Annotated in this window: 17 protein-coding genes; 8 read left to right on the top strand and 9 right to left on the bottom strand. The window is 64.3% G+C overall.

Annotated elements, in window-relative coordinates:
* Nucleotides 1-21: 21 nt before the first annotated feature.
* The 9 genes from BN1136_RS10030 to befA all read right to left on the bottom strand — a co-directional run bounded on the left by BN1136_RS10030 (nucleotide 22) and on the right by befA (nucleotide 9,537).
* Nucleotides 22-2,166: a flagellar hook-length control protein FliK gene (locus BN1136_RS10030; RefSeq protein ID WP_052365687.1), complete on the bottom strand. Its 2,145-nt coding sequence runs from the start codon at nucleotides 2,164-2,166 to the stop codon at nucleotides 22-24.
* A gap of 76 nt (nucleotides 2,167-2,242) precedes the next feature.
* Nucleotides 2,243-2,683 (bottom strand): flagellar export protein FliJ, encoded by a 441-nt coding sequence (gene fliJ / locus BN1136_RS10025; RefSeq protein WP_043761990.1) that lies wholly within the window; start codon nucleotides 2,681-2,683, stop codon nucleotides 2,243-2,245.
* 26 nt (nucleotides 2,684-2,709) lie between these two features.
* Nucleotides 2,710-4,041 (bottom strand): flagellar protein export ATPase FliI, encoded by a 1,332-nt coding sequence (gene fliI / locus BN1136_RS10020; RefSeq protein ID WP_043761991.1) that lies wholly within the window; start codon nucleotides 4,039-4,041, stop codon nucleotides 2,710-2,712.
* Nucleotides 4,042-4,100: 59 nt separating this feature from the next.
* On the bottom strand, nucleotides 4,101-4,904 hold the full coding sequence (gene fliH / locus BN1136_RS10015) for a flagellar assembly protein FliH (RefSeq protein WP_043761993.1): 804 nt from the start codon (nucleotides 4,902-4,904) through the stop codon (nucleotides 4,101-4,103).
* Nucleotides 4,905-4,973: 69 nt separating this feature from the next.
* Complete coding sequence (fliG, locus tag BN1136_RS10010) at nucleotides 4,974-6,035, bottom strand: flagellar motor switch protein FliG (RefSeq protein WP_043761994.1); 1,062 nt, start codon at nucleotides 6,033-6,035, stop codon at nucleotides 4,974-4,976.
* Nucleotides 6,028-7,731: a flagellar basal-body MS-ring/collar protein FliF gene (fliF, locus tag BN1136_RS10005; RefSeq protein WP_043761995.1), complete on the bottom strand. Its 1,704-nt coding sequence runs from the start codon at nucleotides 7,729-7,731 to the stop codon at nucleotides 6,028-6,030. Before fliF ends, fliG begins: the two co-directional genes overlap by 8 nt.
* A gap of 55 nt (nucleotides 7,732-7,786) precedes the next feature.
* A complete protein-coding gene (fliE, locus tag BN1136_RS10000) occupies nucleotides 7,787-8,104 on the bottom strand; it encodes a flagellar hook-basal body complex protein FliE (RefSeq protein WP_043761998.1) in 318 nt (105 codons plus the stop codon).
* Between the two features lie 121 nt (nucleotides 8,105-8,225).
* A complete protein-coding gene (locus BN1136_RS09995) occupies nucleotides 8,226-8,612 on the bottom strand; it encodes a hypothetical protein (RefSeq protein ID WP_043761999.1) in 387 nt (128 codons plus the stop codon).
* 148 nt (nucleotides 8,613-8,760) lie between these two features.
* Nucleotides 8,761-9,537, bottom strand: a complete 777-nt coding sequence (gene befA / locus BN1136_RS09990) for a beta cell expansion factor BefA (RefSeq protein WP_043762001.1) — start codon at nucleotides 9,535-9,537, stop codon at nucleotides 8,761-8,763.
* A gap of 298 nt (nucleotides 9,538-9,835) precedes the next feature.
* Between befA and rimO the strand changes: the two genes are divergently transcribed.
* From rimO to BN1136_RS09950, 8 genes are all read left to right on the top strand, one after another.
* Entirely contained in the window at nucleotides 9,836-11,164 is a 1,329-nt protein-coding gene (rimO, locus tag BN1136_RS09985) for a 30S ribosomal protein S12 methylthiotransferase RimO (protein ID WP_043762002.1), read from the top strand.
* Nucleotides 11,165-11,708: 544 nt separating this feature from the next.
* A complete protein-coding gene (locus BN1136_RS09980) occupies nucleotides 11,709-13,391 on the top strand; it encodes an ABC transporter substrate-binding protein (RefSeq protein ID WP_043762004.1) in 1,683 nt (560 codons plus the stop codon).
* A 117-nt stretch (nucleotides 13,392-13,508) separates the two neighbouring features.
* Nucleotides 13,509-14,492 carry an ABC transporter permease gene (locus BN1136_RS09975; protein WP_043762006.1) on the top strand — a complete coding sequence of 328 codons (984 nt, stop codon included), beginning with the start codon at nucleotides 13,509-13,511 and terminating at the stop codon, nucleotides 14,490-14,492.
* Between the two features lies 1 nt (nucleotide 14,493).
* Nucleotides 14,494-15,405, top strand: coding sequence for an ABC transporter permease (locus BN1136_RS09970; RefSeq protein WP_043762008.1), 912 nt, complete (start codon nucleotides 14,494-14,496; stop codon nucleotides 15,403-15,405).
* A 106-nt stretch (nucleotides 15,406-15,511) separates the two neighbouring features.
* A complete protein-coding gene (locus BN1136_RS09965) occupies nucleotides 15,512-16,534 on the top strand; it encodes an ABC transporter ATP-binding protein (RefSeq protein ID WP_043762009.1) in 1,023 nt (340 codons plus the stop codon).
* An 11-nt stretch (nucleotides 16,535-16,545) separates the two neighbouring features.
* A complete protein-coding gene (locus BN1136_RS09960; RefSeq protein WP_043762010.1) occupies nucleotides 16,546-17,544 on the top strand; it encodes an ABC transporter ATP-binding protein in 999 nt (332 codons plus the stop codon).
* Between the two features lie 84 nt (nucleotides 17,545-17,628).
* Nucleotides 17,629-19,368 (top strand): glycoside hydrolase family 9 protein, encoded by a 1,740-nt coding sequence (locus tag BN1136_RS09955; RefSeq protein WP_043762029.1) that lies wholly within the window; start codon nucleotides 17,629-17,631, stop codon nucleotides 19,366-19,368.
* Nucleotides 19,361-20,233, top strand: a complete 873-nt coding sequence (locus BN1136_RS09950; protein ID WP_043762012.1) for a glucosamine kinase nucleotide-binding domain-containing protein — start codon at nucleotides 19,361-19,363, stop codon at nucleotides 20,231-20,233. Before BN1136_RS09955 ends, BN1136_RS09950 begins: the two co-directional genes overlap by 8 nt.
* Nucleotides 20,234-20,350 lie beyond the last annotated feature (117 nt).

The raw sequence follows: 20,350 nt of genomic DNA, 5'->3' as shown, positions 1-20,350 counted from the left end.
ATAAACTTACTTATGAATGCATCAAGCATAGAAATCGATCCCGGCATCGTTTGCCGATTCCACCAGCAGGCTGAGGCTGCGGGCCGTCCCTTCCCCTTCCTGAGACTGGCCGCCATTGAAACCGCCCCCCTGCTGTCCCTGACCGCCGAAGGCTGACTGCCCCTGCTGCTGTGCCTGTTGCTGCGACTGCTGTTGCGGTTGTTGTTGCACCAGGGTCTGACCGAGCTGGATGCCCTGCCCCGCCAGCATGTCACGCAGTCTCGGCATGGCCTGTTCCAGCATTTCCCGGGTCTGGCCATGCTGCACCACGAAGTGGACGCTGGCCTGGCTGGAGGCGTCGAGCTGGATCTGGATCTTCATCTTGCCAAGCCCCAGGGGATCGAGCTGGATCTCCGCCTGTTGCAGCTGGTCCGTCAGCATCAGATTCACCTTCTGGTGCAGCTGGACCGGTGCCTCCGGCGTGGCCAGCTTGAGGTGCGGCAGGCTCTGGGGCTCTCGCCGTGCGGCGAGTTCGGCCGCAGGCTTGCTCTCGCCAGCCGCCGTCTGGGCAGGCTGCAGGGAGGCCGTGGCGTCGGTCTGTCCCGCCCCCTTGGTCTCAACCCCGCCAGGCTTGCCCACGTCGTCCAGGGACCCCTTCATATCGCTCTTCTTGAACTCGGCGGCAACCTTGACCATCGCGGGGGCCGACTCCATCTGCTGGATGCCGGCCGACAAGGCCGTCAGGGAGGCCTGGGGCCCCTGGGACTCCTGGCGGGCCAGGATCTGTTGCGGCGCCGCCAGCGTCGGCTCCGGGGTGCTCACGGGGGCGGCGGCCGGGCTGGAGCTGCCGGTCTGAGCCGTATTCTGTTCCTGCTTGGTCGTATTCTGTTCGAGCCTGGCTGCCTGCACCGGCTTGCTCTCCGGTGCGTCCTGGGCCGAGCCGGGCTTGCCGTCCCCGGTCGTGCCCGTCAGCCCGTCCCGGGTGCTGGCCTCACGGGGCTGATTCCCTGCGGCATTGGGCGCGTCACCCTGGGCTGTCACCTGGCTGTCCAGGCCAACCTTGATCAGCCCCTCGCCGAAGGACCTGGCCGCACCGGCCTGCGCCGTTGGGGCTTCGAGCTGTACCGCGGTGCCGCTTCCCTTGTCAGCAGCGGCCTCCGGGCTCGGGATCACTTTTGATAGCAAAGCCGCCCGCTCCGCGCCGGACAGGGGGGATGGCCCCTCGGTCTTGGCCCGTGTGGCACCAGTGTCGGCGGCCTTGTCTGTACCCTTTTCTGTTCCCTTGTCTGTACCTTTCTTTGCAACCTGATCGGGAGCTGCGGATCCGCGCTCCGCGTCGCTCGCCACAAGGGCGTCTGCCAGGGCCGCGTTTCCTCCCTTGCTTGCGCCGGCCTCGGCCGCAGCAGATTTATCCACGCCCTGGACATCGCCGCGCATCGCGGTTTGCGTCGTCTCGCCGTCCGCTGCTGGTGCTAGCTCAGCCTTTGCCAATCCGGTCTGGGCCAGGGCGTCTCTGGCAAGGTTGCTTTGTGTCACGTCGCCCTGGGCCAGACCGCTCTGCAGCGGGCCATGGGCTGTCGCCCCGGTCTGTGCCAGATCTGTTTGTACCAGGCCGGTTTGTCCCAGCCCGGTCAGTCCTGTGCTGCCCGGCACGGGGCCGCCCGGCTGCATCGGTGCAGGCTTTGCGGTAACGCCCTTGCCTTCGGCACCAGGCCCGGACAGGGCACGGGACTCGACCAGCGGCTGTGACTCGGGCGGCAAGTCATTGCCGTCGACGGGCGTACTCTCTCCCTGAGGCAAAGGAGGCACGGCGGGGTGCACCAGGCTCACGTCCTGACGCAGGGAGGCCTGCAACTGCTGAAGGAAATCGTCGGGGGGCAGACCCGGCTCGTCACCTGAGGCCTTGGCGGCTTGGGTCTCCTCCCCAGCCAGCTCGCCAGACGCCAAAGATTTGGCATCGGCGCCGTTCGTCTGCGGGATATCGTCACTCACCCGAGGCGTCATCGCGGCCTGACTGGCGGGGGTCTTGCCCATCAGCTGGGCCCTGACCATGGCCTCGGAGAAGGCAACCTTGCCATCGACCGGTAGCTGATCCCCCTCTACTCCCCCGATGGGAAGCGCCGAGGACGCACTGCTGTCGCTGGAAAGCACCTGAGCGGGCGTTTTAATCAACTGGGTCTGTATCATGCTGGGGTCCCTGGCGACGATTCGGTGATGACCGTGCGAGGGGTCGGCCCCGCTCGTTCAGGCTATAGAAAGCAAATTACAGGCCAGATTGGTGGTAACGACGCTGGATGGTGTAATCGTCCAGCATCTTCTGCTCCTGACGCTGGGCCTTCTGGCGCACCTTATCCGCCTTCTTCTCCAGCAGCAGCTCCACCGCCTTGCGCCGCTGCTGGGCCTCAAGCCACTGGGTACGGCACTGGGCCAGCGCCTCGCGCACCTGAAGCACCCCCTGGTACTGCTGGGTGGCCGCATTCTCGAGCTTGTTGATGAAGGCGTGATACTGGCTGTTCTGCTGGGGGCTGATCCCCTGCAGGCCGCGGTCGGTCCACTGCTGGTGATAGATCTGGCGGTACTGATTCAGCGCCTCTTGCTGATCCATAAACAGCTTCAAGTCCTGCTGCGCCTTGGCCAGCGCCATGGCGGCCTGATTCTCGGCCTCCACCAGTCGGGTCGCCAGCAACTCCAATCCTTTACTCATCTCGGCACTCCAGCGGCATTATCGGCTCAACGCATCAATGGCATGGCGACCATGTGCAGGGATTGCAGGCCTTCGTCGTAGGGAATGACCTCGCGCATTTTCTGCTGCAAGAACTGATCCAGATAGGGTTTCTGGATGATGGCCCGGTCGATCCTGGGATCCGATCCCTGGCTGTAGGCGCCTATGGTGATGAGATCCCGGTTCTGCTGGTAGAGGGAGTAGAACTGCTTGAAGGTGCGCGCCAGCTCCATGTGCTCGGGGGAGGTGACCATGGGCATGACCCGGCTGATGGACTTCTCGATGTCGATGGCCGGATAGTGGCCCGCATCCGCCAGCTCCCGCGCCAGCACGATGTGGCCGTCGAGGATGGCCCGCGCCGCATCGGCGATGGGATCCTGCAGATCGTCCCCCTCCGTCAGCACGGTGAAAAAAGCCGTGATGGAGCCCTGGCCGTCGCTGCCGTTGCCGGCCCGCTCCACCAGTGCCGGCAATTTGGCAAACACCGAGGGCGGGTAGCCCTTGGTAGCCGGCGGCTCCCCCACCGCCAGGGCGATTTCGCGCTGGGCCTGGGCGTATCGGGTGAGGGAGTCCATCAGCAGCAGCACGTTGAGCCCCTGATCCCGGAAGTATTCTGCGATGGCGAGCGCCGTCTCGCACCCCTTGAGCCGCATCAGCGGCGAGGCATCGGCGGGGGCCGCCACCACCACGGCACGCTCGCGCCCCTCGGCACCCAGGATCTCCTCGATGAACTCCTTCACCTCCCGGCCCCGCTCGCCGATGAGGCCCACCACCACCACGTCCGCCACCGAGCCCCGGGTCATCATGCCGAGCAGCACGGACTTGCCGACGCCGGAGCCGGCGAACAGCCCCATCCGCTGACCCTGGCCCACGGTGAGCACGGCGTTGATGGCGCGCACCCCCACGTCCATGGGTTGATGGATGGGGCGGCGGGCCAGCGGATTGATGCGGTGCTGGGCGAACTGCACCGTCTGGGAGGAGATGATGGGGCCCATGCCGTCCAGGGGCTGGCCGATGCCGTCGATGACGCGCCCGAGCAGGTTCATGCCCACCGTGATGCCGTGATCCTCGGTGACGGGCACCACGCGGGCGCCGGGAATGACCCCCTTGAGCTGTTCGCTCGGCATCAGGAACAGGCGATCGCCGGAGAAGCCCACCACCTCGGCCTCCAGGGCCCCATCCTGGGTGTCGATGCGGCACAGGGAACCGATGGCGGCGCGGCAGCCGATGGCTTCCAGGGTCAGCCCCACCACCCGGGTGAGCTTGCCCGCCACCGGCGGTATGGGGGCCTGATCGCGCACCCGGTAGCCTTGCAGCCGGTTGAGCAGGGATGCGGTCATGTTGCCTCCGAAGGGCGAGATGGGGAGAGGCCGTGCGGGTTAAAACACCAGGTCACGGCTCAGCTCGCGTTGTCGCGCAAGAAATTGCGCAGCAGTTGATCGATGCGCCCGGAGAGGACGAGATCGATGCTGGAAAGTTCGGTGGCGAGTTGCAGATCCCCGGGGGAGAGGGTGGGATCGCTCTGCAGCCGCCAGTGCCTCTTGGCGCACTCTTCGGCGCCAAAGGCCTCCTCAATCCGGGCCAGATCCTCCGGGTGCAGCATCAGGGTGACCCCCTGCTCGGCGGCAGGCAGCAGGGCCAGCCCCTGCTTGAGCGCTTCAAGCAGCAACCGGGGCGAGGTCTCGGCCTCGTGGCGGATAAGGGCACGGGCGAGCTGCTGCACCAGGGTGATGAGCTGCTGCTCCACCGCGTCATCCAGCTCGCTGAGCGGTGTGGCGAGGCGGGAGGCGAGTGCTTGCCAGCGGGCCACCTCCTGCTCCACCTGGTCGCGGCCCATGGCGAGCCCCTCTTCCCGGCCCTGCTCCAGGCCCGCCTGATGGCCCTGTTGCAAGCCTTCCAGCTTGCCCTCCTCGAGCCCCTTGGCGAAGCCGGCTTCGCGCCCCTCGCGCATCCCCTCCTCCCAGGCGGCCTGGCGGATTGCCTCCAGCTCCTCGGCGGTGATGCTGGGGGCGGGCTCTTCCACCGGCTCCTCCGGCGGCGCCTCTTGCACCTGCTCCTGGCGATACCAGTCGGGGGAGAGCCCCAGGGCATTGCTCTCGATCTCGCTCTCGGTCTCCATCTCGGGCCAGCCCCAGGCCTCGACCCTGGCCTCGTCATCCTCGGGTCTGAGATAACCGCGCAGCTTGTTGTTCTTGTTATTCATGGGCTGAAGACACTCCTATCGAGAGCCGGATGCAGGGGCCGGTATCATCGCACATTTATGGCCCTGGGCTTAGAGGAACTCTTCGCCACCGCCGGAACCCAGCATGATCTCGCCCGCATCCGCCAGACGGCGCGCGGTGGAGAGGATCTCCTTCTGGGCGGCTTCCACTTCGGAGACCCGGATCGGGCCCATGGCCTCCAGATCGTCCGCCAGCATCTCGGCGGCCCGCTTGGACATGTTCTTGAAGACTTTTTCCCGCATCTGGTCGTCCGAGCCCTTGAGGGCGCGCTGCAGCAGATCGCCGGGCACTTCCCGCAGCAGGGTCTGGATGCCACGGTCGTCCACGTCGATGAGGTTCTCGAACACGAACATCAGATCCTGGATCTGCTGGCTCATCTCCTCGTCCGACTCGCGGATGGAGTCCATCAGCTGGCCTTCGATGTTGGTGTCCAGGTAGTTCATGATGTTGGCGGCGGCCTTGAGGCCCCCCATCTTCGCGGCCTGGGCACCGGCCGCACCGGCGAACTGTTTCTCCATGATGTCGTTGAGCTCCTGCAGCGCCGCCGGTTGCACCTCTTCGAGGTTCGCGATACGCATCACCAGATCCAGGCGAACCTGCTCCGGGAACTGGCTCAGGATCTCGGCAGACTGCTCCGGCTCCAGGTAGGAGAGGACGATGGTCTGGATCTGCGGGTGCTCGTTCTGGATGATGCTGGCCACCTGGCGCGCATCCATCCACTTGAGGGAGTCGAGGCCGCGGGCACCTGACCCCAGGATGATCTGATCCACCAGGTTGCTGGCCTTGTCCTCCCCGAGCGCCGCCACCAGGGCCTTGCGCACGAAGTCTTCGCTGCCGATGCCGATGTTGGTGTACTTCTGGATGTCGTCGATAAATTGACGATGCACCGCCGCCACCCGGTCGTGACTGAAATCCGACATCGAGGCCATGGACATGCCGAGCCGCTGCACCTGCTTGGGCTCCAGGTGGCGAAAGATCTGGGCGGCATCCTCCTCGTTGAGGCTCAGCATCAGCACCGCCGCCATCTCCATGCCACCCATCTGGTCCAGGATCAGGCGCTGGCTTTCGGTGATGTCGTTGCCGGTGACCTGGCTTTTATTCTCTTCAGGCATCTTTGGTTACCCACTCTTTGATGACCTGGGCGGCCAGGTCAGGTTCATTCGCTACCAGGGCGCGCACGGCCTTCAGCAGATCCTCGTCACGGTGCAGATCCGGCAGCTTGAGCTGGCCATCCCGCAGACCGAACACCGGCTCGGCCTCGGCCTGGGCAGCCAGCAGGCTCAGCTCGTCGTCGCCACCCAGCACGGTGTGGTTGTCGAAGTCCAGCTCCCCTTCCGGCTTGGCATCCGGGTAGAGCAGGCGCTTGAGCATGGGGCGCACCACGGTGACGATGAGCACGATGATGACCAGCACGGAGGCGGCGATGCGCACCGCACGCCAGAACCAGGGCTGCTCGTAGACGGGAATGTCGGCCACGGTCTCCAGCTCGGGGCGGTTGAACGGGATGGCGACCACCTCCAGGGTGTCCCCCCGGGTCACGTCAAACCCGAGACCACCGCTCAGCAGACGGCGCAGGGTGTCGAGCTCGGCCTGGCTGCGGGCCTCACGGGTCACGGCGCCGTCGGCGCCGGGCACCGCCTTGTAGTCCACCGCCACCGACACCGTCATGCGGCGAATGCCGCCCTGCTGGCGCCGGATATGGCTGACGGTAGTGTCCAGTTCGAAGTTGCGGGTCGCCTCCTTGCGGGAGCGGCCGGAAGAGGCGGTTCCCCCCTCCCCGCCAGCGGCCTGCTCGGGAATGTTGGAGGCGGCAGGAGGCTGGTTGGAGAGCGCGCCAGGCACGCCGCCATTGCTGCCGTTGGCGCTGTTCTCTTCCACCGTCATCTCGGAGCGCACGGCCGGCAGGTCCGGGTTGTAGGTCTTGCGGGTCTGCTCCTGCTGGGAGAAGTCGAGGGAGAGATCCACCTCGGCGGTATAGTTGTCGGCCCCGAGCACCGGGATCAGGATGGCGTCAATTTTTTGTTTGTATTCCAGCTCCTGCTTCTGCTGCATCGCAAACTCCTTGCGAGTCTGGGCAGAGAGGGGATCCTGGGAGCCGGAGTTGAGCAGGCGACCGTTCTGATCGGTCACGGTGACGCGGGTCGGCTCCAGGCCATGGACGGCGGAGGCCACCATGTCGACGATGGAGTCCACCTCCCCCTGGCCGAGGGCGGTGCCCTTGAGGCTCAGCACCACGGTGGCGCTCGGTTTGCGCTCGTTGCGGGCGAACACGTTGTCTTTGGGAATGGCCAGCAGCACCTGGGCCTTGGCCACATTCTGGAACTGCTCGATGGCGCTCGCCAGCTGGCGCTCGCGGCTCAGTTTGAGGCGCTCGCTCTCCATGCGCTGGCTCACGCCGAAGCTGGAGTCCTTGAGCAGGATGGCCTCGCCGTCGTTGCTGGCGTCACTGCTGCTGGCCAGACCGGCACGGGTCAGGCGCAGACGGATATCCGCATAGTTCTCGGCGCTGACCAGCACGCTCTTGCCATCCACCTGGTAGGGGATCTTCTGCTGATCGAGGTAATCCAGGGTGGAGACCAGCTCCTGGGTGTTGAAGGTGCCGAGGGGACGCATCTCCGGCTCCTTGCCCCACAAGAGGATGAAGACGGCGATGGCGAGGCAGATGGTCAACCCCAGGATCAGGGTGATCTGGCGCAGCACATCGGTGTTGGACAGGAAGCCCAGCGCCGAGCTCTTCTGCTCTTGCTCGTCGAGGGCGGCGCCCCCCTCGTTGTTCATCAGCAGATCGCCGTTTTGATCAGTTGCCACGGTTTATGTCCTTGTTGCTGACATCGTCATGATGCTCGGTCGCCATGAGCCTGGGTCAGACCGGCATGTTCATGATGGTCTTGTAGGCATCGACCATCTTGTTGCGCACCTGCACCGTCGCCTCGAAGGCGATGGAGGATTTCTGCCCGGCGATCATCACCTCGGAGAGGTCCACCGACTTGTCACCCAGATCGAACCGGGTGCGCAGATCGTTGGCGGCGCCCTGCAGTTCGTTGACGTTGTCGAGGGCCTGCTGCAACATCTGGCCAAAGTCGGAGCTGACCTGGCGACCGGGTTGGGTCAGCGGCGTGGCACCGGCTTCGACCCTGAGAGCCTGCATCTCTTGCATCAGGCTGCTTGCGCTTATTTCCATCTTCCCTTCCCAGACAAATCATTGACACTGACACTCCCCAAGCAATAAGAGTGCCAATTAGGGAAAAGTGCCCTCACATCGGGGCACAGGGTGATCGCAGGGAAGAGGACGAACTGGTCACTCAGGGGCGCGGCACGGCCCCTTCCCCCAGCAGCAGTCTGAGATAGCTGAGGTGCAGATCGTAGTGCTCCCCGGCGGGCAGCTTGACCAGCACCTCGTCATGCAGATAGCCCGCACGGCTCACCGCCAGCTCGGGAGGAACCAGCCCCACCGCCACCAGCCGGGTGACGATGGCCTGTGCCAGCGCCATGGTCGCCTCGTCGGCACGCCCCCAGCCGAAGTGGCCCCGGTATGTCGACCCCTCGTCGGGCTCGAGCGGGGAGATCTGATCCCCCCAGACCCAGAAGGCCGTGGGGATCCCCTCCTGCAGACGCAGAAAAATGCTCTGCTTGTCCCACTCCCTGCTCTGGACTGCGTCCGCCCCGTCCTGTGCTGATGCTTGTGTCATACCCATTTCCTTGTCCTGCTGACGAACCTGGTTGCGCCCATGAAAAAGAGGGCCGAAGGCCCTCTTTTTACTGCAATTCACGCCATTTAAACAGACGGCAACGCACCCTGTTCGAAGAAAAACCGGCGGCTGCTCAAGGCCTGTACGATCACGGGTTCAGATCCCCGTCCAGCCAGTACTTGGAACCCGAAATATTGGCGTCCAGCAACAGCCCCTTCTCGCCAATCTGGTAGATGGCCATGCCGCCATTGTACTTGGCGGTGAGCTCGGCGCTCTCCTTGCCAGCCACGGCCCCCACTTCGGAGGTGGCTTCCCAGCCCTTGTTGACGAAGGCATCAAAGCGGGCCTGGTCCTCAAACAGGATCACCTGCTGATAGAACTTGCCGCCGAGCCCGGCCGCGAGGCCGGCACCGAACATCTTCATATAGGTGTGCTTGCCGGTCGTGCGGTTGACGGCCACCCCGGAGCCCTGATTGGTGTGGATCATCAGGGAGAACTTGCGAGAATCGAAGACCGCATAGCCATAAGCCTGGTCAAACAGCAACTTGGCGGAGGGCTGCTCGTTGAACAGCCGAACCAGGGCGGTATCGGCCATGGTATCGAGCGCGGCTCTGGCCTCGTCCGGAGTCTTGGGTTCGAGCATGGTGTCGAGCTTCTTGTCCGCGGCGTCGAGCCACTCCTTGCCGGTGGCCGCACTCTCCGCCGTCCAGGCGCCGGCCTTGCTGTAGGTTTCGGCCCCCCAGCTGGACACCGACTCCCAGGTCTGCTTGGAAAAATCGGTGATGTCCTTCCACGCCTCCTTGCTGGTGTCGCTCACCGCGGTGCCGAGCTCCGAGGCAGCCTCCTTCACCTTCGCCCAGTCGGCGTGGCCCGGGGTCGATGCCAGCACCAGGGTCGCGGCAATCACAGTCAATCGAATCTTCATTCTCTCCTCCAGCGTCCACAATGGGTCGAGGTCACAGTAGCAGATTGGCAGGGCTCCCGGTCAAGGTCGCGGCAGGCAAAAGAGTCAATCGGTGACGTATGCCGGGGCGATGCCGCTCCTCTCCCCTCTGCTGGTCGGGGTCCGCCCCGCCATTCCCCTTGGCGTGGCACGGCCCCCGGGCCATCCTGTCCCGCCGTAAATATTGTTCGGGCCACCAACGCCGGTTGTATAGTTTTTGGTTAGCCATTCCGGTAAAATCCGCGCCCTTGAATAAGAGCCACCTAAGAGTGATTGAGCGATGTCCAACACAAAACAGGCCCCCAAAGTAGGATTCGTCTCCTTGGGTTGCCCCAAAAACCTGGTCGATTCCGAGCGCATCCTGACCCAGCTGCGTACCGAAGGGTACGACGTGGTGCCCAGCTATGACGATGCGGAGCTGGTGGTGGTCAACACCTGCGGCTTCATCGACAGTGCGGTGCAGGAGTCCCTGGAAGCCATCGGCGAGGCCCTGGCCGAAAACGGCAAGGTGATCGTCACCGGCTGCCTTGGCGCCAAAGAGAACCAGATCCGCGAGATCCACCCCAAGGTGCTCGAGATCACCGGCCCCCACGCCTATGAAGAGGTGCTGGGCCACGTTCACAAGTACGTGGAGAAGCCGACCCACAACCCCTTCACCAGCCTGGTGCCGGCCCAGGGCGTCAAGCTGACCCCCCGTCACTACGCCTATCTGAAGATTTCCGAAGGCTGCAACCACCGCTGCACCTTCTGCATCATCCCCTCCATGCGCGGGGATCTGGTGAGCCGCCCCATCGGCGAGGTACTGGCCGAAGCCAAGCGCCTGAAAGAGGCCGGCGTGAAGGAGATCCTGGTCATCTCCCAGGACACCTCCGCCTACGGCGTTGACGTCAAGCACCGCACCGGCTTCTACGACGGCATGCCGGTCAAGACCAGCATGGTGGCCCTGTGCGAGGAGCTCTCCAAGCTCGGCATGTGGGTGCGCCTGCACTACGTCTACCCGTACCCGCACGTGGATGACGTCATCCCGCTGATGCGCGACGGCAAGATCCTCCCCTACCTGGACATCCCGCTGCAGCACGCCAGCCCGCGCATCCTCAAGTTGATGAAGCGTCCCGGCTCCGTCGAGCGCACCCTGGAGCGCATCCAGAAGTGGCGCGAGATCTGCCCCGAGATCACCCTGCGCTCCACCTTCATCGTCGGCTTCCCCGGCGAGACCGAAGAAGAGTTCCAGATGCTGCTGGACTTCATCGACAAGGCGGAACTGGATCGGGTCGGCTGCTTCAAGTACAGCCCGGTCGAGGGTGCCAAGGCCAACGAACTGCCGGATCCGGTGCCGGCCGAGGTGCAGGAGGAGCGTTTCCAGCGCTTCATGGAGCTGCAACAGCAGGTCTCCATCCGCAAGCTCGCCCGCAAGGTCGGCAAGGAGATGCTGGTGCTGATCGACGAGGTGGACGAAGAGGGAGCCACCGGCCGCTCCGCCGCCGATGCCCCCGAGATCGACGGCCTGGTCTACCTGAACGGTGAAACCGGCCTCAAGCCCGGCGACATGGTCAAGGTTCGCATCGACGAGGCCGACGAGTACGACCTCTGGGCCAGCCTGATCGCGTAATCACGACAGCATGCCCCACAAAGCCAGTCGGTCGCACCGACTGGCTTTTTTATTGCCGGCAGGAAAACGCCTCCCTGTCAGTGATGCCTCTTCACGCACCGCCCCCGCACCTTTCCGTCGGCCCTGCTCGCCATCCCCCTTCCCACCCGTGAGCCAGCGCACAGTTCCGCCCGGTCGCAGATATCCCTTCTTTCCTGCTCAAAAAAAAGCGCCGGATGTGGATAAAAAACGTGCACGATCCACCTCACATTATCGCCCTTGCCTCGTCATTCAGGGTCACTTTGTGCTTCGTGAGAATTAATGTAACTGTATAATTCAAAAGGATTAAAAATACATTTTGACGATAATGACGAGAACACTCGAGTTTTTACGATATCGACGAAATGAAGAGTTGTTGTTTTCCTGTTAACTCTGCTTTTCTAAGGGCGTTGGATGACACAACTACAAGGGTGAAAAACCTGACCAACATTGAGGGCCGGTATCCAAGCATGGGATCCGGTGCTCCATTCCAAAACCATGGAAGACCAATAAGAAAGGAAAAAATATGCTTGCCAAAGTATCCAAAATCGCTACCTCGGTCATGCTGGGGACTCTGCTTGCCGGTGCCACCGGCGCTGCCATGGCCGCCGACAACAAGACGGTGCTGACCCTGGTTGCCCAGCAGGAAACCGCATGGGTCAAAAACTTCAACCCCTTCCTGCAGGCGGGTCTGCTGCACACCACCCGTCACTTCATCTATGAGCCCCTGGTGATCTTCAACGATATGCAGGGTGGCAAACCCGTCTATCGCCTGGCCACCAACTACGCGTTCAGCGATGATCTGACATCCGTCACCTTCGACCTCCGTGAAGGGGTCAAGTGGTCTGACGGCGAAGGCTTCGACGCCGATGACGTGCTCTTCTCCTTCAACCTGGTCAAGGCCAACAAGGCGCTGGATGAGCGCTCTATCTGGACCCAGGTGAAGAATGTCGAGAAGCTGGGCAAGTACAAGGTCAAGTTCGATCTGGCCGCCGTCAACACCAACGTGGTGAACGACATCGTACTGGTGCCCATCGTGCCCGAGCACCAGTGGAAGTCCGTAAAAGACCCGGTTGCCTTCACCAACGACAAGCCGGTCGGGACCGGTCCCTTCACCGAAGTGGACAACTTCTCCGCCCAGCTCTATACCCAGTGCCGTAACCCGCACTACTGGGACAACGCCAACCTCGCCATCGACTGCCTGCGCATGCCGCAGATGGCCACCAACGATCAGGTGCTGGCCGCCGTGATGAAGGGTGACGTGGACTGGTTCGGTTCCTTCGTGCCGGACATCGAGCGTCTCTACGTCGGCAACGATCCCAAGAACAACAAATACTGGTTCCCCGCCTCCGGCACAGTGGCGTTCAACGTCAACTTCCAGAGCAAGAACCCGGGCAACAACGAGGCCTTCAACGACATCAACTTCCGCCGCGCCTTCTCCATGGCCATGGACCGTCAGTCCATGGTGGACATCGCGGGCTACGGCTACCCGACCGTCAACGAGTACCCGTCGGGCCTGGGCAAGGCATTCGCCTCCTGGGACAACCCGGAAGTCGAGAAGAAATACGGCAAATACAACAAGTTCGACCTGGAAGGGGCCAAGGCCCTGCTGAAGGAAGCTGGCTACAAGGACTGTGACGGCGACAAGTTCCTCGACACCCCGAGCTGCAAGAAGATCGAGTTCAAGGTGCTGGTACCGAACGGCTGGACCGACTGGGTCAACACCGTCCAGATTGGCGTGGAAGGCCTGCAGGCCCTGGGCCTGAATGCCAAGACCGCCACCCCGGAAGCCACCGTCTGGACCGAGTCCCTGATCACCGGTGACTTCGACGTCGCCCTGCAGGGGTACTTCGCCGGTGCCAACCCCCACAAGTACTTCGAGACCGCCTTCCACTCCCGCAACATGGGTGAGCGCGGCAACCGCTTCGCGGCGCCCCGCTACAAGGATCCCGAGCTCGACAAGCTTATCGACGACTTCACCCAGACCGCCGATGCCGCCAAGCAGAAGGAGATCATGTTCGCCATCCAGGAGCGTGTCGGGGCCAACCAGACCATCATCCCGGTGTTCAACAACCCGACCTGGTACGAATACAGCACCAAGCGCTTCAATGGCTGGTTCAGTGCCGACAACCCGGTCGCCAAGCCGCAGGTACACCCGGACACCCCGGAACGTCTGCTGCACGTGCTGTCACTCAAGCCAAACAGCTAATCACCCCGGCCCCCTGCGGGGGGCCCTCTTCCCCGCCATGTCTTTCATCCCCCGCACTCGCCGGGGTTGGGGGAGCTTTGCCCGGCGCGGGGCAGGCTTGCAGTAAAAGGTATCACCATGGGATTTATACTTAGACGCTTCTCCTTCTATCTGGTCGCCTTCCTGGTGGCCGCCACCATCAACTTCCTGTTGCCCAGAGCCATGCCGGGGGATCCCGTCTCCGTCATGTTTGCCCGGGCCGGCGCCATGATGGAGCCCGCCGCGCTGGAGGCCCTCAAGGCCACCTTCGGCTTCGTGGACGGCCCCATCGGCACCCAGTTTCTCGCCTATGTGAAGAGTGTCTTCACCTGGGATCTTGGCACCTCGGTGCGCTACTACCCCCAACCGGTCGCCGACGTGCTCGGACGCGCCATCGGCTGGACCCTGTTCCTGGTGGGCACCTCCACCATACTGAGCTTCTCCATCGGCTCCATCGTCGGCATCTTCGCCGCCTGGTACCGGGGCGGGCGCATGGACAGCATCCTCTCCCCGCTCACCCTGGTGATGCAGGCCATCCCTCCCGTGGTGGTCTCCCTGCTCGCCCTCTTCCTGTTCGGGGTGAGCCTCGGCTGGCTGCCCATCGGCTACGCCTACAGCCCTGAAATAAAGGCCGATTTCGGCTGGGAGCACATCAAGAGCATCCTGCTGCACGCCATCATGCCGGTGGGCACCCTGGCCATCGTCCAGGTGGGCGGCTTCCTCATCACCATGCGCAACAACATGATCAACCTGCTGGGCGAGGATTACATCACCATGGCCAAGGCCAAGGGGCTCTCCAGCAACCGGGTGATTTTCAACTACGGCGCCCGCAACGCCGTGCTGCCCAGTGTCACCGCCCTCTCCATGGCGCTCGGTTTCGTCATCGGCGGCTCCCTCATCACCGAGGTGATCTTCAACTATCCCGGCCTGGGCCTGACCCTCTACCAGGGCATCCTGGCCCGTGACTACCCCCTCATCCAGGGGCAACTGCTCATCATGACCATCACCATGCTCAGCTTCAACTTCCTGGCCGACGTGCTCTACGTCTTCCTGGATCCCCGTCTGCGTACAGGAGGCAAATAAGATGCGTATGCCGACCATTCTCAAGATATTGCTGGGCAACAAGAAGGCTGCCTTCGGCCTCGCCATCGTCGTCACCTTCGTGCTGATGGCGCTGTTCGCCCCCCTGCTCGCCAGCAACGAGCCCACCAAGCGGGTGGCCCGCCCCCACCAGCCCCCCGGCGTGGAGCTGGTGATGGGGTCGAACCGCATGGGCCACGATCTCTGGTCCCAGTTCACCCACGGCGCCCGCATCTCCCTGCTGGTGGGCTTCGGGGCGGGTCTGCTTGTGTGTGCGCTGGCCATCACGGTGGGCATCACCGCTGGTTACTTCGGCGGTGTGGTGGACGAGTGCCTCACCTTCCTGATGAACGTGGTGCTGGTGATCCCCAACCTCCCCTTGCTACTGGTGTTGGCGAGCTTTATCGGGGAGGCGTCACCCATGGTGATCGCCCTCATCATCGGATTTACCTCCTGGGCCTATGGTGCCCGCGTCATCCGCGCCCAGACCCTGGCCCTGCGGGAGAAGGAGTTCGTCATCGCCGCCGAGGTACTGGGTGAGCCGGCCTGGCGCATCATCCTGGTGGAGATACTGCCGAACCTCATCTCCATCATCGGCGTGAGCTTCATCGGCTCCATCATCTACGCCATCGTCACCGAGGCGACCCTGGAGTTCCTGGGTCTTGGCGACCCGACCGTGGTGAGCTGGGGCATCATGCTCTATAACGCCCAGACCTCGAGTGCCATCCTGGTGGGCGCCTGGTGGGAGATCCTGGCCCCCTGCTTCGCCATCGCCACCCTGGGCGCGGGTCTGGCCATGCTTAACTTCGCCATCGACGAGATAGCGAACCCGCAGCTGCGCTCCCACAAGGGGTTGAACCGCTGGAAGAAACTCAGCGCCCCTGCCCCGCTCAACGCTCAGGAGAAGACCGCATGACCCTGCAACAACCCCTGTTACAGCTGCGCACTCTCCATGAGAAGGGCCTGTGCCGCTGGAAGCAGCTCGCCACCCCTGTACCAGTCACCGCTCAGGAGAAGACAGCATGAAGCCGCAACAACCCCTGCTGTCGGTTCGCAATCTCTGCGTCGACTACATCACCGAAAACGGCGACGTGCGCGCCGTCAACTCGGTCAGTTTTGACATCATGCCGGGGGAGGTCTTCGGCCTCGCCGGCGAGTCAGGCTGCGGCAAGTCCACCGTCGCCTTCTCGGTGGCCAGGCTGCACAAGCCGCCCGCCTACATCAGCGGCGGCGAGATCCGCTTCAAGGGGGAGAACATCCTCTCCTTCGACGACGAGCGGCTGCGCAGCTATCGCTGGCGCCAGGCGAGCGTGGTGTTCCAGTCCGCCATGAATGCGCTCAACCCCGTGCTGCGCATGGAGGAGCAGTTCTGCGACGTGCTGATCGCCCACAACCCGGGGCTGACCCGTTACGAGGCCATCAAGCGCGCCCAGGAGCTGTTGGAGATCGTCGACATCCACCCGAGCCGGCTCAAGGACTACCCGCACCAGTTCTCCGGCGGCATGCGCCAGCGGCTGGTGATCGCCATCGCCATGGCGCTCAACCCCGAGCTGCTCATCATGGACGAGCCCACCACGGCCCTGGACGTGGTGGTGCAGCGGGAGATCCTGCAGAAGGTCTATGCGCTTAAAGAGAAGTTCAACTTCTCCATCCTCTTCATCACCCACGATCTCTCCTTGATGGTCGAGTTCTGCGATCGCATCGGCATCATGTACGCCGGCGAGCTGGTGGAGGTGGCGCCGGCCAAGGCGATCCTGACCGCACCCCTGCATCCCTACACCCGGGGGCTTGGCAACTCCTTCCCGCCCCTGCACGGCCCGAAGACCGTGCTGGAAGGGATACCCGGCACCCCGCTCAACCTGCTGGAGGTGCCGGTCGGCTGCCGCTTCCAGGCCCGCTGCAGCAAGGTGCACGACCGTTGCCGCCAGGAGTACACCGCCCTGACCGAGATCCGGCCCGGGCAACAGGCTGCCTGCCATCTCTATGAGGCAGCAGAGGAACAACAGGATCTTCCGATCCATCTGGACAAGGCCGCTGGCTGTTAAGGATGTCTGTCATGCAAATCGCCCACACCGACGCGCCCATCATCGAGGTTCAGCACCTCTACAAGGATTTCCCCGTCAACTCCAACGCCATCAAGAGCGGCAAGATGCGGGCGCTGTCCGACATCACCTTCAACCTGCACCGGGGGCGCGCCCTGGCGGTGGTGGGGGAATCGGGTTCCGGCAAGAGCACCATCGCCAAGATCATCGCCAAGATGTACAAGCTCTCCAACGGCCGCATCCTCTACCGTGGCCGGGATCTGGAAGAGTTCAACAAGGGGACCGCCCTGCTGGACTATCGCCAGAGCGTGCAGATGGTCTGGCAGGACCCGTTCGGTTCATTGAACCCGACCCACACCATCTACCACCACATCGCCCGCCCCCTGCTGCTGCACAGCAAGGTGAGCGACAAGCGGGATCTCTCCGACATGGTCTATGGCCTGCTGGAGAAGGTGGGGCTGACCCCCGCCAAGGCGACGGCGGCCAAGTACCCCCACCAGCTCTCCGGCGGCCAGCGCCAGCGGGTCAACATCGCCCGCAACCTGGCGGTGGAAGCGGAAGTGGTGCTGGCGGACGAACCCACCTCCATGCTCGACGTCTCCATTCGCATCGGCATCCTCAACCTGATGGAGCAGATGAAGAACGAGCTCGGCGTCTCCATGCTCTACATCACCCACGACATCGCCACCGCCCGCTACGTGGCGGAAGATCTCGCGGTCATGTACGTGGGGCACATGGTGGAGTGGGGGGAGGTGGACGAGATCCTACACCACCCCCAGCACCCCTACACCCAGCTGCTCATCTCGGCGGTACCCGACCCCGAGAAGAGCATCCACACCGAGCTGGAAGGGGGGCGCAAGGGGGAGATCCCGCTCTGGACGCCGGAATCCCGCGGCTGCCCCTTCGCCGGGCGCTGCCACCAGGCCATGCCCCGCTGCAAGGAGAGCCTGCCGCCGGTGACCCGACTCGCCGACAACCACTTCGTGCGTTGCTACCTGCACGAGCAGGGATGAGCACGCTAGCGGCCGGAGGCAGCTCCGGCCGCGCCCCGCTATCTGTCTCACTCGCCACGGGTGAGCCACCGGAGTAATGCCTTGATGGAACTCTTGATCAACCAGGTGGGCTATGAGTGCGACGGGGAGAAGGTAGCCCTGCTGCAGACCGCCCCCGACCTCCCCCTTTGCGGCCATGTCAGGCTGCTGCGCCAGGAGGACGACCAGATCCTGCTGGAGGCACAACTGCAGCCCGCCGGCCGGGTCGACGGCTGGCAGGGTCGCGCCTACTGGCGCGCCGACCTGTCCGCCTGCCGGGAGCCAGGCCACTACCGGCTCGAGGCCGTCATCAGCATCGCCTCAGAGGCCGGCTCGCGCGAGCACCTCGTCCGCTCCGCCCCCTTTGCCATCGGCCGGGGGCTGCTGGCCGAGCGCTGCCTCTCCGACGTCATCCACTACTTCAAGGGCCAGCGTGCGAGCGGTGCCTTCGATCGGGCCGACCGCAACGCCCGCCTCGTTGGCACCGACCGGCGCCGGGATGTGCACGGCGGCTGGTTCGACGCCAGCGGCGATATGAGCAAGTACCTGAGCCACCTCTCCTACGCCAACTACCTCAACCCCCAGCAGACCCCATTGGTGGTCTGGGCCCTGCTCAAGAGCCGCGAGCTGCTGGCGACCCGCAGCGACATTGACGGCATCAACCTGTGCAAGCGACTCAATGACGAGGGGTTGCACGGGGCGGATTTTCTCTGCCGGATGCAGGACGAGTGCGGTTTCTTCTACATGACCCTGTTCGACAAGTGGAGCAAGGATCCCGAGCAGCGGGAGCTGTGCGCCTACGCCACCCAGCAGGGGATCAAGTCCGCCAGCTGGCAGGCGGGCTTCCGGCAGGGGGGCGGCATGACCATCGCCGCCCTGGCACGGGCCGCCCGCGAGAACCTCGGCGGCGACGTCGACACCGGCCACTACGCCGAGGCGGCCAGGCGCGGCTACCTGCACCTGCGCGAGCACAACCTCGCCTATCTGGATGACGGGGTCGAGAACATCATCGACGACTACTGCGCCCTGCTGGCGGCGGTCGAGCTGACCAAAACATTGGGCGCCGAGTGGCTCGCCGAGGCGCGGGAGCGGGCCGGCAGGCTGTGCGCCCGCCAGCGCCCCCACCCCGAACTCGGCCACCATTGGGTCGCCAACGACGATGGCTCGCGCCCCTACTATCACGCCGCCGAGGCGGGCCTGCCGGTGCTGGCGCTGCTGGAATACGTGGGAATCGAGCCGGATCCGGCCCGCAAGGCCGCCGTCCAGACCGTGGTGGAGCAGGCCCTGGCCGCCGAGCTGGCGCTGTGCGCCCGGGCGGGCAACCCCTTCGCCCTCGCCCGCCAGTATGTGAAGGGGGTCGATGAAGCACCCCGGGTGAGCTTCTTTATGCCCCATCACAACGAGTCCGGTTACTGGTGGCAGGGGGAGAACGCCCGGCTGGCGTCGCTGGCGGCCATGGCCTTTGCCACCGCGGCGCAGCTGCCGCGCCAGAGCCGGTTGCTGCGCACCTTCGGCCAGCACCAGCTCGACTGGATCCTGGGGCAGAACCCCTTCAATGCCTGCATGCTGGCGGGCCACGGCATCAACAACCCGAGTTACACCGCCGGCTATCCCAATGCCCTCGGGGGAATCTGCAACGGCATCACTGCCGGCTTCGATGACGAGGCCGACGTGGCCTTTATCCCGGAGGAGTACAAGGATCGACTGGACCAGAACTGGCGCTGGGGGGAGCAGTGGATCCCCCACGGCGCCTGGTTCGCCCTGGCCATCAGCTGGCAGAGCGTACAGGGAGGCCAACATGATTGAGTTCTGGGTCGGCGTGGACGGCGGCGGCACCCACACCCGGGCCCGCATCCGGGACCGGGCGGGCAAACTGCTCGGGGAAGGGCGCGCCGCCGGCTCCAATCTGGAGCTCGGCATTCCCTTTGCCCACGGCAACGTGCTGACGGCCATCGCCAGCGCCCGGCAGGCGGCCGGACTTGACCAGGAGTGCGAACAGCAGATGGGAGTGGGCCTCGCCCTCGCCTCCGCCGAGCTCGCCGACTGCTATCACGCCATGCTGGCCATGCCCTTCCCCTTCGCGAGCGTGCGGCTCACCTCCGATGCCTTCGGTGCCTGTCTGGGCGCCTTCGGCGGTGAGGAGGGTGCCATCCTCATCGCCGGCACCGGCTCGGCCGGACTCATCTACCGGGATGGCCGGCTGCACACCTGTTCCGGGCGCGGCTTCCCCATCTCGGATCTCGGCAGCGGCGCCTGGCTGGGGCTTCGCGCCATCCAGCAGTCCCTGCTCTGTCACGACGGCATTCTGCCCCCCAGCGCCCTGGCGGTGCGACTGATGGATCACTTCAGGCGGGATCAGGCCGAGGTGGTGCGCTGGGCCGCTCGCGCCCAGCCTGCCGACTACGGTCGCTTCGCCCCCTGGGTGTTCGATGCCGCCAGCGACGGGGACGAGCTTGCCAGCCAGCTGCTGGAGGAGACCTGCGCCCAGCTGCAAACCCTGCTGGCGGGGATGCAGCAGCAGGGCGCCCGGCAGATAGCCCTGCTGGGGGGAGTCGGCATGCGCCTCGCCCCCCGCCTTGCCCGTTTCAACCTGGTGACCCCCAAGGCCGATGCCCTTGACGGCGCCATCCTGTTTGCCCAATCAGAGGAATACCCATGTCTGCACCCCTGATCCATACCCTGGTCGATCACCGCGACGGTGAAGACGTCTGGTTCCGCTTCACCCTGAGCCTGCTTCCGGCCACCCCGTGGAAGCTTCACTTCTGCCTCGCCCGCCACATCGATCCCC

This window comes from Aeromonas taiwanensis (genome assembly GCF_000820165.1).
GTDB lineage: Bacteria > Pseudomonadota > Gammaproteobacteria > Enterobacterales > Aeromonadaceae > Aeromonas > Aeromonas taiwanensis.
The sequence above is the reverse complement of the archived record's forward strand: the minus strand, read 5'-3'. Positions and strand labels throughout refer to the sequence as shown.